The sequence below is a fragment of the Psychrosphaera sp. HA2-10 genome (assembly GCF_055693745.1).
In genome coordinates this window covers 1,571,781-1,587,327 of record NZ_CM146341.1, presented here as the reverse complement: position 1 = coordinate 1,587,327, position 15,547 = coordinate 1,571,781, and the positions used below count along the sequence as shown (strand labels likewise).

Below are 15,547 nucleotides of genomic sequence, written 5' to 3'. Positions count from 1 at the left end.
TGTCGAACCGCTCAGGCCTTTATTTCATTTAAAGTCGTTAAACTTTAATTCGCGTTATTTTAGTTGTGATTTGTGTCGCTCTTAAGAATAAACGTCTTGTTCTATCCGCAAGTTTTAGAAGCAACACATAAGCCAACGGTACGAGCAATAAACTGGTTGCTGTCGAAAATATCAATCCGCCCATGATAGCAATAGCCATTGGCGAATATTCAGGACTGCCGGTACCGCCTATGTTTGCATCGCCGATAGCTAAAGGTAACAATCCTAGAATCGTAGTGGACACTGTCATTAATATTGGTCTTAACCTAGATGTGCTTCCTTCAACAACTGCTTCATACAAGGTCGCGCCGGCGTCTCTTAGCTGGTTTATTCTATCCACTAAAACAATGCCGTTGTTAACCACGATACCCATTAAAATCAAAATACCTATCATAACCATCACTGACATGCTGGTTCCCGTGATTGCTAACGCCCAAAAGGTACCTGATATGGAAAATAGTAATGAGGTTATCACCGCGGTCGGCAAAACGAGGCTTTCAAATAATGCTGCCATTACAATGTAAATCATGATTAATGCTAGTAACATATTAATCTGCATCACATTTTCGGCTTCTTTTTGACGTTCGAAACTACCGGTTAAACTCCATTTGTAGCCATTTGGCAACTCAATTTGATTCATTAGTTGGGTAATTCGTTCTTGCGCTTGCTCTAACGTTGTTCCTTCAGCTAAATTTGCGCCAATTGCTAAGTTTGTTTGACGGAATCTACGGTATATTTGGTTTAACCTTGGGGTTACGGTAATTTCAGCTAATTGGTCTAAACGGTAATCTATATTGCCTTTAGACATTACGATGATTGATTTAAATCGCTCGAGTGACTTCTCTACGTCATCAGAGAACTTTAGCCGAACCTGAATTTCACCGGCATTTGGGTCTCTGTATGTTCGTAAATTCATCCCTCGCAGAGCCGATGATGCCGCTTGGGCTACCTCGCGACTACTCAGACCATATCTTTGTATTTTATCTCTATCGACAATGATTTGAATTTCTTTTTGATCGCCAGTAATTTCTGACTTTACATCTTCTAAGCCGTCTATGTTGGCTAATTGAGGCACAACTTGATCTGCTATTTCAATAAGTGTTTCGGTCGCAGCACCAGCGAGGCTAATTCTCACGCCACCGCCATTTCCTTGGTCCCAACCAAATTGAGGTTTTGCAATTACTAGAGTAGGCCAGTTCGCTTCGATTGCTTTTTTGATCTCACTAGGCGATTTCGTTAGCTCTTTGTTCATATTTAGTGTTGAACGAGCAAAACCAGGGCGGTAATAAGAATAAACACTGTCGAACTCAAATAGTTCTTTGTTTTGGTATAAGTAGTCTTCCATTAGTACAACTGCTTTTTCAACTTCTTCTAAGCTTTGGTTGCCTTGGATATTATAGTTTAACCACATTCTACTATTGGAAACGCCACTTTCTTCATCGCTAGAGACCATGTTTAGTGGTATCACCATAGAAATAAACAATAAAAAACCGACAAAAAACGACTTCTTCTGATGCTTCATCACCACGTTGAGGGCTTTACGATAATATATATGCCACTTGTCTTCACCGGTATGGGTTTTCGGGATGTTTTTAATCTTGCTAGTTAGCAACGGAATTAGTGTTTGTGCGATGAGTAAGGAGGCAAAAAGAGATATACAAATTGCAATAGCGACGTGCTCAAGGAATATTGTGACGTCTATTTTTTTACCAATAATGTTAGGTAAGAATACAATCGCCGTAGTGCAAGTTCCCGCAATAACCGCAAGAGAAACGTGGTTTACCCCGTTTACGGTCGCGCGTTTGATATCGTCGTCCAATTGACGTTCGTGAAATATCGACTCGGTAACAACAACGGCGTTATCGACTAACATACCAATAGCGAGCATCAGGCCCATGAGTGAGAGCACATTTAAACTATATCCCATCATGTACATAGCACCGAGTGTTATACAGATGGCAAATGGCACAGATAACACAACAATAATGGTTGTCGCAAAATGTCTTAAAAAGGCATACAACACTACAATTGATAAAAAGGCGCCAATTAATCCTGCTTCGGTAAGATTTCCAAGCGATGTGGTGACGTCCTCAGCAGTATTTTGCATAACAAATAGTGAGATACCATCAAATTGCGGATTGGTTTTGGCCTCTTCAACAACGGCCATTACGCGGGTTGCAACGTCAACTAGGTTAGCACTAGACTCTTTCATCACATCCATACCGATTGCATAGGTTTGATGAAGGTGACGGCCTTCTTCTCGCTCAGGCAATTCGTAGCTAATATTTGCAACATCTTTAAGTTTTACGTACGCGTTGATGGGCACATTTTCAACTTCTTCAATGCTTTTGAACTGACCGTTAGGCGAAATAAGAATTTTACCTTGTGCGGTATTTAAAAAGCCTGCCGACTGGCTAAAGTTCATGCTGCGCATAGTATTGATTATCGTTGGAACAGATAACTTATAAGCCGCTATTTTTGACTCATCTAATCGAATAGCAATTTCTCTTTTATCCACGCCGTAAAGCGTGACTTGTGAAACTCCAGGAACTCGCTCAATCGGCCTTTTAAGTTGTTTGTCTAGGAGATCATAGGCAAATGACAGATCTCTATCTGAAGAAATGCGTAGATTAAAGACAGGAAAATCGCCGGTATTAAATTGATAAACCATTATTCGTTCTAAATCGTCAGGTAAAAGCTCTCTAATAGCATCGATTTTTTCTCGTGCCTCAATAGACTTTGCACTTATGTTCTCATCCCATTTAAAAGATAGTCCGATATTGGCCCCTGATTCACTTGACCAAGACTGTGCTTGTTGAATTCCCGTGATAGTAGCTAACACTTCTTCAACAGGTTTCGTTATTTGTCGTTCTACTTCAGCTGGTGTTGAATTTGGATACGGAATATTTATAAATAATTCAGGTATCTCTATGCCTGGAAACTTTTCCAATGGCAGTAATCTACTTGAGATTGCACCCAACATTAAAAGTGACAGGAATAAGATCACTGTAGTTACAGGGCGACGCAATGCGAAGGTTGCTAACGAGGCTGAATGACTATTTTTATTTGATGGCAACGACATGTTCGTCTCCTTTTGCTTCAAACTGTTTAAGGTCAAATAGCCAATACAACGATGGGATGAAGATCAACGTGAGGACAGTAGCGAACACGAGTCCAAATATTACGGTAAGTGCCATAGGTGTGCGCATTTCGGAACCGTCACCTAGTCCAATAGCCAGAGGTAGTAAACCTAACGTGGTAGTGAGTGTTGTCATTACAATGGGACGAAGGCGAGTCTCTGCAGACTGTTTAATTGCCTCAAGCTTGTCAACACCTTGTTCTCGTAATTGGTTGATCCTATCAATAAGGACAATGGCATTGTTAACTACTATACCGGCAAGCATAATAAACCCGATAAATACCACCACACTGATATTAGTGTTGGTTAAGTAAAGCCCGTATATTGATCCAGCACCAGCTAAAGGCACAGTGAATAGTATAATTAAAGGATGCAGTAAAGATTCGAATTGTGAAGCCATTACGATATAAACCATAAAGACCGCTAATGCCAATGCCATCATTAAAGAGTTAAATGAAACCTCCATATCTTCATTTTGGCCATCAATACTGGTTTGAACATTAAGTGGTAAAGCGCTGTCTTTTATAATTTCTTTTACGATGATAACTGCAGCAGCTAAGTCACCACTGTTGTAATTCACATCTATTAGCGCAACACGTTCTTGTTGAAGGCGATTAATTTCACTTGGACCTGTTGTAAGTGTTATTTTGGCCACATCTTCAAGCGTAACAGACTTATCTGCAGTGGGGTTTATAATTAACTGATGCAGATCAGAAAGGGAGTTTCGTTTAGCCTCAGCCGTTCGAACTAAAATATCTACTTTTCGGTCGCCCACAACCAGTTTACTTGCTACCTTCCCGCCAACTTGAATCGCGACGATTTCAGAGACCTCTGACGCACTGAGACCAAGTTGAGCTAACCGTGCATGATTAAAATCTAATGATATCTCTGGATTGCCGGTTTTTAATGTAGGGTTTATATCTGTTAGCAGTGAATGCTCGTTAAGTTTATTTACTAATTTGTCACTCGCTAATGTTAAACCGTCTAAGTCATAGCTAGTTAAAACCACTTGAATTGGCGCCTTAAAGCTCATGAGTTGCGGTCGTTCTATGGTTGTGACAACACCTGGCATTAGTTTTAAATTATCACGCAACTGTTGAATTACCGTTTCTTCGTCAAGCTTATTAGTTTGCTTTTTCATGACCACATTTAAGCGTCCCCAATTATCGCCACTTTGTGCTGGAGATGCATTAAGCAAACTACCAGTACCTACCATGCTATATGTTTTTTCTACAAGAGGGTGTGCATCTGCTAACAGAGACAGTTTTGATAGATTCTGTTGTGTTACAGCTAGCTTAGTCCCGGTTGGCATAAGTACATCAACATAAAACTCTCCTTGAGACATAGGAGGTAATAATTCAGAGCCTAATTTGCCTATTAGTGGTAACGACGCAAGGGAGATAGTCATTATCGCTACTGTGACTGATTTAGGCCATTTTAAGGCGACGCCTAATAGACTTTTGTAGCCAGCTGCTAGCTTCTCAAACGCCCAGTTAAAAGCTTTCGCAGTAGGCACAAGTATAAAAGATATCACTTTAGTTATTAGTCTAAGTATTGACTTTAAAACGATAATTACAGAAAGAGGTATCCAATAAACAATAACCATTAATAAGGCTTTAAATGGCCATAAAATGAAATACATTAGTTTGCCAAATTTAGTACGTTCCACCTGCGGTTTTATGGTCGGTGCAACTTCAGGAATGTCAATGTGCTGTCTTTTTTCGCGAGACGCTAACATCGGTATCAGGGTTATTGATACGATAAGTGAAGCGAGGAGGGCAAAGGTTATTGCCATTGCTTGATCGCTAAATAATTGACCTGCAATTCCTTCAACAAATGCCAATGGAAAAAACACAGCCATAGTAGTTAGCGTTGAGGCGGTAACTGCCATTGCCACTTCATTTGTTCCGTTTAACGCAGCAAGTTTAGGTGCCATACCTTTTTCTTTATAACGGGCGATGTTTTCAAGTACTACAATGGCACTGTCTACTAAAAGGCCTATTGCTAATGCAATGCCACCAAGGCTCATGATATTTAACGATATACCATTACCATACATAAAGTTAAATGTTGCGATAACAGAGACTGGAATAGATAGAGAAACGATAAATGTTGTCCATGCGTTTCTTAAAAACAAATAAAGTACCAACATTGCGAGTAACCCGCCGATAATACCTGCGGATTTAACTTCGTTAACAGACGATTCAATAAACTCAGCTTGGTTATAAATAGTTTGTAATTTTAGCTCGCCAGGCAAATTTTCATTAATGGGAATAAGTTGGTTTAAAACGGACTTAGCAACTTGTACTGAGTTTGCATCACCTTCTTTGTATAAAGAAATTTCGATACTCTCGTTACCGTTAATTTGCGTAATGGAATCGCGTTCTTTATGACTGTCGGATACCGAAGCAATGTCGCCAAGGCGAATAATCTTTAACTTATCTTGTTTGATAATAAGTTGGCGTATCTCTTCAATATTTTTGAATTGATTGATGGTTCTTACAAAGTAATCTTGGTTTATATCTTTAACTCTTCCTCCAGCCATATTAATGTTTTCGTCTTTTAAACGTTGTACTATGTGCTGTAGAGGAATTTGGTGATGGTTTAATTTATACTGATCTATCTCAATATGAATTTCTTGCTCTAAACCACCTCCGACGCGAACAGAGGCTACCCCCGAAATTGATTCCAAATTCCGTTTAATTTGTTCCTCTGCAAATATACGGACCGACTTTAAATCCATTGACGTTTGATCAGAAACTAACGCAAGCCGCATGATTGGATCTAAACTGGGGTTGAAGCGCAACAATACCGGCTTTTTTATGTCTAAAGGCAATTGCAGGATGTCTAGTTTTTCGCGAACGTTTAAGCTCGCCATATCCATATCGGTACCCCAATTAAATTCTAATATAACGTCAGATTGACCGGCCTTAGAAATCGAGCTAACTTGGCGAATATTTTTAACAATCCCGATAGCTTCTTCAATCGGTTTGCTGATTAACAGCTCAACTTCGGCTGGCGCGGCACCCGCATAATCAGTTCGAATAGTTAATGTGGGGTAGGACAAGTCAGGCAATAGGTTTATCGCCAGTCTTGACAGTGACACCATGCCAAATAGCATCACTGCAAGGACAAACATCCAAATCGTTACCGGGCGCTTAATTGCAACTTCTACAATTTTCATGTTCATTCCTTTGAGTTATTGTTGTACCGCGACAATAGTGATTTCAGACTCGTTTTTAAGATTATTGTGACCGGCGACTATTAGCGACGCGTTATCTTCTAGGCCATTTACTACTTCAACTAATCCATTGTTACGATAACCAGTCGTTATTGCTGTTTTTACGGCTTTGCCGTCGATAATTTGATAAACGTAATTTGTGTTATCCAGCGAAATTACCGCACGTGAAGGTGCGATTAAGGTATCTTTATGAAGTCCAAGTTGTATATTTACTTCAGCAAACATACCAGAGCGCAGGTTGCCATCGTTGTTATCAACACGAAAGACGACTTTAAAAGTACCATTATTTGAATCAATTACAGGGTTGATTCGATCTATGTGTGCGGTATAAGTTTTATTTCCAATTGCAGGTAAACTTAATTCTACTGGTTGTTTATGCTGAACTTCAGGAAGACGGCCCTCTGGAAGGTAAATTACTCCCTCAAGAGCTTCTTGAGAGACTATGTGAAACAGGTTTTGATGTTGATATTGATGTACTAAGTTGCCTTTCTTTACATATCGATTAGAAATATAGCCGCTAATTGGCGCAACAATCTTTGTTTCTGATACGTCTAATTTTGCGATGTCTGTCGCCGCTTGCAACGATTGAAATTGCCATTGTAGTTTTTCTAGCGTGTCGGCACTCACAAATGATTTATTTTTGGCCGTGTTTAACCTTTTTAACTCACTTTGAACCTGCTCAAGCTCTGCTTGGCGCTGTTGCAATATAAGTTGATATCGAGTGGCGTCTAATTTAGCTAAAAGCTGGCCTTCTTTTACGTAGTCACCTTCTTCAACATAAACTTGTTCAACTAAGCCCTGAACTTTACTAATGACATCGGCTTCAGCTGTTGATTCAAGGATAGCGTTAGCCGCGTAATAGTTAGCAATATTTGAGCGAACGATGGTTTCAGCTTCAACGGGAACTTTTATAACTTCTTCTTGCTTTGCTTCTTTGTCGATTGAAGCACTCGCGTCTTCACACGCTTGAAGTGACAATAGTGTTGCACCGAAAATAATTGCAAGTGGCAGTCGTTTTAATTGGTTTTTGTTCATTACATTGGTCCATTTTAAATGCTATGTATTGAAACGTTTATCGCATTACTCGTGCCATTATTTAATTTATTTAAAATCAATTACTTACAAATATGAAGTAAGTATTGCGAGAAGGGTAATACAAAAATGTGACGAATTTGACTAATAGTTAGCTAAATTTGTTAAGAATAAGAATAAGAATAAGAATAAGAATAAGAATAAGAATAAGAATAAGAAATGAAGAAATAAAAAAAGCAGCCAAAGGCTGCTTTTTTATGAGTAAATCAAAAGTTATCGTTTGTCAGCAGAAACGTAATCACGTTTTGCTGGGCCAGTGTATAACTGACGAGGACGACCAATTTTTTGACCTTTTTCGCTTAACATTTCGTCCCAGTGGCTGATCCAGCCAACAGTACGAGACATTGCGAAGATAACTGTGAACATGCTTGTAGGAATACCAATTGCTTTAAGAATGATACCTGAGTAGAAATCTACGTTAGGGTAAAGTTTCTTTTCAACAAAGTACGGGTCTTCTAACGCGATACGCTCTAGTTCCATTGCTACATCTAATAACGGATCATTGATGTTAAGTGCAGTTAGAACTTCATGACAAGTTTCACGCATTACTTTAGCACGCGGGTCAAAGTTCTTATAAACACGGTGACCGAAGCCCATTAGACGGAACGGGTCTTCTTTGTCTTTCGCTTTAGCTACGAACTCTGGAATACGGTCAACTGAACCGATTTGTTGAAGCATAGTTAAACAAGCTTCGTTAGCACCGCCATGTGCAGGGCCCCAAAGTGATGCAATACCAGCTGCAATACATGCATATGGATTTGCGCCTGAAGAACCCGCTAGACGTACAGTCGACGTTGACGCATTCTGCTCGTGATCAGCATGAAGCATGAAAATTTTATCCATAGCTTTCGCTATAACAGGATTAACTTTGTACTCTTCTGCTGGAACAGAGAACATCATGTGTAAGAAGTTTTCTGAGTAAGACAGTTTGTTTTGAGGGTATACAAACGGCTGACCTATGCTGTATTTGTATGCCATTGCTGCGATAGTTGGCAGTTTAGCTACTAAACGATATGCACTTCGCTTACGTTGAGCAGGGTCCGTAATACTTAAGTCATCGTGGTAAAAACTAGACAGTGCGCCTACAACACCACAAAGCATTGCCATCGGATGCGCATCAACTACAAACCCATGGAAAAAGTTTGCAATCTTCTCATGAACCATAGTGTGGTGAGTGATGGTTTCTTCAAATTCTTCTAGCTTTTCAGCCGACGGTAACTCACCGTGAAGAAGCAAATAGCATAACTCTAAGTATGAAGAGCCATCTGCTAACTGCTCAATTGGGTAACCGCGGTGTAATAAAACACCTTTACCACCATCAATAAAAGTAATCTCTGATTGACATGAAGCAGTGGCCAAAAAACCTGGATCATATGTGAAAACGCCATGGCTACCCAGTGTACGAACGTCAATGACGTCGTTACCAGCTGTGCCTGACATTATTGGTAAATCAAATGGTTCTTGTCCTGTGACTTGAACTGTGGCCTTTTTATCTGCCATGCATGTTCTCCTCGAATATGTAGTTGTTTTAATTAATCATAGTCATCAGTATAGAAGAAAATGAAATAATTAAGATAAGTCATTAAAAAAATCACGCTATTGTAACTCTAAAGTAGAGTAAAAAGTCAATTTTATTGCACAAATGTTTAATTATTATTCATCTATTATTCTGACCTGTATAAATATTGCTCTTTAACACGTTAAATTTAAACAGAAATTGATATATCGTAAATCGCTATATATACTCCTTGTACTGCACTCGTATGCAGGTACTGTTAGTTGTGCTTATTTAGATCAAATAAAATAAATTTTAAGTTCAACAAAACCATTGGTGTACTTCATCGGTATACTCTATAAATAAACAGCTCTGATAGGCAAGTAATCGTGAAAAAACAAAGACCTGTAAATCTAGATCTGACTACCATTTCAATGCCAGCTACGGCGAATGCGTCAATTCTTCACCGTATCACTGGTGTTGCGATGTTCTTCGCTCTGATCTTCGTTATTGTAGTTTGGGCCATTTCTCTTCAATCTGCCGAAGGCTTTGAGTTAGCTAAACAGCTAATGCAAGGTGTTTTAGGAAAGATTATTGCGATTGGTACATTGGCAGCACTTTCTTACCATATCATTGGTGGCATCCGTCACTTAATAATGGATATGGGTCACTGGGAAGAGTTGGAGTCAGGTAACCTAAGTGCCAAATTGGCGATTGCTATTTGGATTGTAACAGTAATTTTGGCTGGAGTATGGATATGGTAATCAATCAAGCTTCGTTGAAAAGAGATGGTGTTCAAGATTACGTATCTCTTCGCACAACTGCGTTGTTGATGACGGCATACACTTTCTTCATTTTATACGTATTTTTATCAACACCAGAAATGACGTATGAGATTTGGTCTGGTTTATTCGCGAATTTAGGCGTTAAGATTTTTACATTTATTACATTGCTTTGTATATGGGTTCACACTCGCATTGGCTTGTGGCAAGTTCTTACTGATTATGTTAAGAATTCGTCAGTTCGTGCAGTACTTAGCTTTATTCTTAACACTATTGGCTTGGCTTATGTTGTAGCAGGTCTATTTATTTTGTGGGGTGTTTAGTGAGTATTTCAGTTAGAGAATTCGACGCTGTTGTTATTGGCGCTGGTGGTGCAGGTATGCGTGCCGCCTTACAAATTTCAGAATCAGGCCAGTCTTGCGCGCTGATTTCTAAAGTATTCCCAACTCGTTCACATACTGTATCTGCTCAAGGTGGCATTACAGTAGCGCTAGGTAATGCGCACGAAGATAATTGGGAATACCACATGTATGACACAGTTAAGGGATCTGATTTTATCGGTGACCAAGACGCTATCGAATATATGTGTAAAACAGGACCAGAGGCAATATTAGAAATGGAGAATAAAGGATTACCTTTCTCTCGTTTCGAAAACGGCACTGTTTATCAACGTCCTTTTGGTGGTCAGTCTAAAAACTTTGGTGGCGAGCAGGCAGCCCGTACAGCGGCAGCAGCGGATAGAACAGGCCACGCATTGTTACACTTGTTATATCAACAAAATGTTAAAAATAAGACTACCGTATATAGCGAGTGGTATGCACTCGACCTAGTAAAAAATTCAGACGGTGCAATTGTAGGTTGTACTGCGATTGATATAGAAAGTGGTGAAGTTGTATTTTTCAAAGCGCGTGCAACCGTTTTAGCAACGGGTGGTGCAGGTCGTATTTATGCTTCAACTACTAACGCGCACATTAACACTGGTGACGGTGTTGGTATGGCTGTTCGTGCCGGTGTTGCGTTACAAGATATGGAAATGTGGCAGTTCCACCCAACAGGTATAGCTGGTGCAGGTACATTGGTAACAGAAGGTTGTCGTGGCGAAGGTGGTTATCTTTTAAATAAAGATGGTGAACGCTTCATGGAGCGTTATGCGCCTAATGCTAAAGATTTAGCTTCTCGTGACGTTGTTGCTCGTTCAATGATGACTGAGATTCGTGAAGGTCGCGGTTGTGATGGTCCTCAGGGCCCGCATCTTAAACTTAAACTTGATCATTTAGGCCGTGAAACTCTAGAGTCACGTTTACCTGGTGTTTGTGAGTTGTCTAAGACGTTCGCTCACGTACATCCAGCAGATGAGCCAATTCCAGTTATTCCAACATGTCACTATATGATGGGTGGTGTTCCTACTAACGTAAATGGTCAAGCATTGACCAAAGCGGAAGATGGTTCATTTAAAGAAGTAGAAGGGCTATTTGCAGTTGGTGAAATCGCTTGTGTATCTGTTCACGGTGCTAACCGTCTAGGTGGTAACTCTCTACTAGATTTGGTTGTATTTGGTCGTGCCGCTGGTCAATACCTTGAGAAGTATCTAGGTGAAGGTAAAGGTGCTACTGAAGTTACTCAAGAAAATATCGACGCTGCGTTAGAACGCTATAATCGTTGGGAAAACAACAAGACAGGCGAAGATCCGGTACAGATTAAGAAGGACTTGCAACAATGTATGCAGTTAAACTTCTCTGTATTCCGTGAAGGTAAAGCAATGGCTGAAGGTCTTGCTGAACTGAAAGAAATTCGTGAGCGTTTAAAACATGCGAAACTTTCTGATAATTCCAGTGAATTCAACACTCAGCGTATTGAATGTCTTGAGCTAGATAACCTTATGGAAACGGCGTATGCAACTGCTGTTGCTGCAAACTTCCGTACAGAGAGTCGTGGTGCCCATAGCCGTGAAGACTTCTTAGAGCGTGATGACGAAAACTGGTTATGTCACAGTGTTTATGATCCGACGACAGAAGAAATGAGCAAGCGTGATGTAAACATGTCACCTAAATACCGTGAAGCCTTCCCGCCAAAAGCGCGAACTTACTAATAAGGTAGATAACGTATTATGAAAACTTTGAATTTCTCTATTTACCGTTATAACCCAGACGTTGATGATGCGCCATACATGAAAGACTACCAGCTTCAGGTTGAAGAAGGTCAAGACATGATGGTGTTGGATGCTCTTAATTTGTTAAAAGAGCAGGACCCAACTTTAGCGTATCGTCGTTCTTGTCGTGAAGGGGTTTGTGGTTCTGATGGCATGAACATGAACGGTAAAAATGGCTTGGCGTGTATTACACCATTGTCAGCTTTAGGTAAGGGAACAATCGTTGTTCGTCCATTACCTGGCCTTCCTGTTGTTCGTGACCTTGTTATTGACATGACTCAGTTCTACACTCAATACGAGAAAGTTAAACCTTTCTTAATTAATGATGACAAGCAACCGCCAGCGCGTGAACATCTTCAGTCTATTGAAGAAAGAGACAAGCTAGATGGTTTATACGAATGTATTTTATGTGCATGTTGTTCAACATCTTGTCCGTCATTTTGGTGGAACCCTGATAAATTCATCGGCCCAGCTGGTTTGTTACACGCGTATCGCTTCTTGATCGATAGTCGTGACACAGCAACCGATGAGCGTTTAGCTGACTTGGACGACGCGTTTAGCGTATTCCGTTGTCACGGTATAATGAACTGTGTCAATGTTTGTCCAAAAGGATTAAACCCAACTAAAGCGATTGGTCATATTAAATCTATGTTATTGCAGAGGTCAGTCTAATCTTGGCAGAGTGTCCAGCGGTTATACTTTAACACTAAGGGTCGTTCCATTTACTTGGAAGGGCTCTTTTTTATTTTAATTTTGGTAATAAAAAGTCGTTAAGACTTACAAGGATATATATCTAATGCACGAAGGTGTTATGCAAACTTGGCTAGATAGTTCGCACTTATCAGCTAACAGCATGGTATATGTTGAGCAGATGTACGAATTGTACTTAGATGATGCAACGTCCGTTGCTGATGAATGGCGTGAAATCTTTGATCAACTACCTAAAGTAGAAGGTGTGTCGGTTGAAACTAAACATTCAGAAGTACGAGATCTATTCGCTCAACTAGCTAAAACCAAAGATCGCGTGGTAGTTTCGGCTGCCGACCAAGCTGATGAAAAGCAAGTTAAGGTTTTACAGCTTATCAACGCGTTCCGCTTTAGAGGCCATCAAAACGCTAATCTAGATCCTTTAGGTTTATGGGATCGAGAGAAGGTTCGAGAGCTAACTCTTGAACATCATGATTTGGCTGACGTTGACAAATCTAAAGAGTTTAATGTTGGTTCATTTGCTGTTGGCAAAGATAAAATGCCACTTGGCGAACTTTATCAAGCCCTTCAACAAACATATTGTGGGTCAATAGGTGCAGAGTATATGCACATTACTGACACTGATGAGAAGCGCTGGATTCAAAATAAACTTGAGTCAATTAAAAGCAAGCCATCTTTCTCAAAAGAGATTAAGACTCGCATTTTGAAAGGTTTAGTAGCCGCAGATGGTTTGGAAAAATATCTTGGTGCTAAATTCCCTGGTGCAAAACGATTTTCATTGGAAGGCGGTGACTCTCTTATTCCAATGATAAAAGAAATTATCCATGCTGCTGGTGAGCAAGGCCAGAAAGAAGTTGTTATTGGCATGGCCCACAGGGGTCGCTTAAATGTTCTTGTTAATGTTTTAGGTAAAAAGTCTGGTGAATTATTTGACGAATTCGGCGGAAAAGTAGATCCAAACCTAACAGCAGGTGACGTTAAATATCACCAAGGGTATTCTTCTGACTTCGAAACTGCTGGCGGTAATGTTCATCTTGCATTGGCATTTAACCCGTCGCATTTAGAAATCGTTAATCCAGTTGTTATGGGTTCAGTTCGAGCGCGTTTAGACCGCAGAGGCTGTGAAACGGGACTTAAAGCATTACCAATTACAGTTCACGGTGACTCAGCTATAGCCGGCCAAGGTGTAGTACAAGAAACTTTTAATATGTCTCAGACGAGAGCATATAAAGTTGGTGGTACAATTCGTATTGTGGTTAACAACCAAGTTGGTTTTACAACGTCAAACAGCGAAGATACTCGTTCTACTGAATACTGTACTGATATTGCAAAAATGGTCCAAGCACCGATTTTCCATGTTAACTCAGACGATCCAGAAGCAGTAGCGCTAGTATCGCAATTAGCGGTCGATTATCGTAATAAGTTTAATCGTGATGTTGTTATTGATTTAGTTTGCTACCGTCGTCACGGTCACAATGAAGCTGACGAGCCGAGTGCAACACAGCCATTAATGTATAAAAAAGTTAAACAACATCCAGTACCTCGCGCGCTTTATGTTGAACAGCTTAAAAGCGAAAACGCCTTAAACGACGATGAAGTTAAGGCATTGATGGATGACTACCGTGCTATTTTAGATAAAGGTGAGTGTACTGTAGAAGAGAAACGTCCGATGACGGAGCATTCTGCAGATTGGTCTCCTTATTTAGGTCATGACTGGGATATAGACTACGCAAAAGAGGTAGAGCTTTCTAAGTTAAAAGAGCTTGGTAAAAAGATTACTACTTATCCAGAAGACCACAAATTGCATTCTCGTGTTAAAAAACAATACGATGAACGCGTGAAAATGCTTAATGGCGACAAGAAACTTGATTGGGGATTTGCTGAGACATTAGCTTATGCAGACATCGTCGATAGAGGAATGAATATTCGTCTAACGGGTCAAGATTCTGGCCGTGGTACATTCTTCCACCGTCATGCCGTTTTGCACAATCAAAACGATGCTTCGACATACACCCCACTAGAAAACATCAAAGAAGATCAGGGGCGTTTCGAAATTTACGATGCGGTTCTTTCTGAAGTTGGTGTACTGGCGTTTGAATATGGTTATGCAACGGCACAACCAGACTCATTGGTCATATGGGAAGCACAATTTGGTGACTTTGCTAACGTTGCCCAGGTTGTTATCGATCAGTTTATTAGCTCGGGCGAACAGAAGTGGGGCCGTTTATGTGGTCTAACTATGTTGTTGCCTCATGGCTATGAAGGTCAGGGGCCTGAACATTCGTCGGCACGTCTCGAGCGTTTCCTTCAGTTATGTGCAGATCATAATATGCAAGTTTGTGTACCGTCGACACCAGCTCAAGTGTTTAATATGATCAGACGTCAAGCTATTCGTCCAATGCGTCGTCCGCTTATAGTAATGACTCCTAAATCATTACTGCGTCACCCACTTGCAGTTTCTTCTATGGAAGAGCTAGCAGACGGTACATATCAAAATGTTATTGGTGAAATTGACGAAATCAATCCAGATAACGTGAAACGCGTTGTATTTTGTTCAGGCAAGGTTTATTACGATTTGTTAGAACAGCGTCGTAAAAACGAACAACAAGATGTGGCGATTGTGCGTATTGAACAACTTTATCCATTCCCGCATGACGAAATGGAAAAAGTGGTTTCCGAATACAAACACGTTAATGATTTTGTGTGGTGTCAAGAAGAGCCTCAAAACCAAGGCGCTTGGTATTGTAGCCAACACCATTTCTGGAATTCAATTCCAAAGGGCGCGAATTTAACTTATGCAGGACGAGTTGCATCAGCATCTCCGGCAGTAGGTTATGCTTCTGTGCATGCTAAAGAACAACAAGCGTTGGTCAACGACGCACTAACGATTAAATAATCTCAA

General features: G+C 40.3%; 9 protein-coding genes. 5 read left to right on the top strand and 4 right to left on the bottom strand.

All coding sequences use genetic code 11. The features are described from left to right. Nucleotides 1–37: 37 nt before the first annotated feature. From ACZ1GV_RS07150 to ACZ1GV_RS07135, 4 genes are all read right to left on the bottom strand, one after another. On the bottom strand, nt 38–3,121 hold the full coding sequence (locus tag ACZ1GV_RS07150) for an efflux RND transporter permease subunit (RefSeq protein WP_472673583.1): 3,084 nt from the start codon (nt 3,119–3,121) through the stop codon (nt 38–40). Further along, nucleotides 3,102–6,362, bottom strand: a complete 3,261-nt coding sequence (locus ACZ1GV_RS07145; RefSeq protein ID WP_472673582.1) for an efflux RND transporter permease subunit — start codon at nt 6,360–6,362, stop codon at nt 3,102–3,104. The genes ACZ1GV_RS07150 and ACZ1GV_RS07145 overlap by 20 nt, the downstream gene beginning before the upstream one ends. A 15-nt stretch (nt 6,363–6,377) precedes the next feature. Next, nucleotides 6,378–7,454 carry an efflux RND transporter periplasmic adaptor subunit gene (locus ACZ1GV_RS07140; protein ID WP_472673581.1) on the bottom strand — a complete coding sequence of 359 codons (1,077 nt, stop codon included), beginning with the start codon at nt 7,452–7,454 and terminating at the stop codon, nt 6,378–6,380. Nucleotides 7,455–7,724: 270 nt separating this feature from the next. After that, nucleotides 7,725–9,011 (bottom strand): citrate synthase, encoded by a 1,287-nt coding sequence (locus ACZ1GV_RS07135; protein ID WP_472673580.1) that lies wholly within the window; start codon nt 9,009–9,011, stop codon nt 7,725–7,727. 384 nt (nt 9,012–9,395) lie between these two features. Between ACZ1GV_RS07135 and sdhC the strand changes: the two genes are divergently transcribed. From sdhC to sucA, 5 genes are all read left to right on the top strand, one after another. Beyond that, a complete protein-coding gene (gene sdhC / locus ACZ1GV_RS07130) occupies nt 9,396–9,770 on the top strand; it encodes a succinate dehydrogenase, cytochrome b556 subunit (protein ID WP_472673579.1) in 375 nt (124 codons plus the stop codon). Then, nucleotides 9,764–10,111 carry a succinate dehydrogenase, hydrophobic membrane anchor protein gene (sdhD, locus tag ACZ1GV_RS07125; protein ID WP_210559322.1) on the top strand — a complete coding sequence of 116 codons (348 nt, stop codon included), beginning with the start codon at nt 9,764–9,766 and terminating at the stop codon, nt 10,109–10,111. The genes sdhC and sdhD overlap by 7 nt, the downstream gene beginning before the upstream one ends. Further along, nucleotides 10,111–11,877: a succinate dehydrogenase flavoprotein subunit gene (gene sdhA, locus ACZ1GV_RS07120; RefSeq protein ID WP_210559323.1), complete on the top strand. Its 1,767-nt coding sequence runs from the start codon at nt 10,111–10,113 to the stop codon at nt 11,875–11,877. The genes sdhD and sdhA overlap by 1 nt, the downstream gene beginning before the upstream one ends. Nucleotides 11,878–11,895: 18 nt before the next feature. Continuing rightward, nucleotides 11,896–12,609, top strand: coding sequence for a succinate dehydrogenase iron-sulfur subunit (locus ACZ1GV_RS07115; protein WP_210559324.1), 714 nt, complete (start codon nt 11,896–11,898; stop codon nt 12,607–12,609). 124 nt (nt 12,610–12,733) lie between these two features. Then, nucleotides 12,734–15,541 carry a 2-oxoglutarate dehydrogenase E1 component gene (sucA, locus tag ACZ1GV_RS07110; RefSeq protein WP_472673578.1) on the top strand — a complete coding sequence of 936 codons (2,808 nt, stop codon included), beginning with the start codon at nt 12,734–12,736 and terminating at the stop codon, nt 15,539–15,541. Nucleotides 15,542–15,547 lie beyond the last annotated feature (6 nt).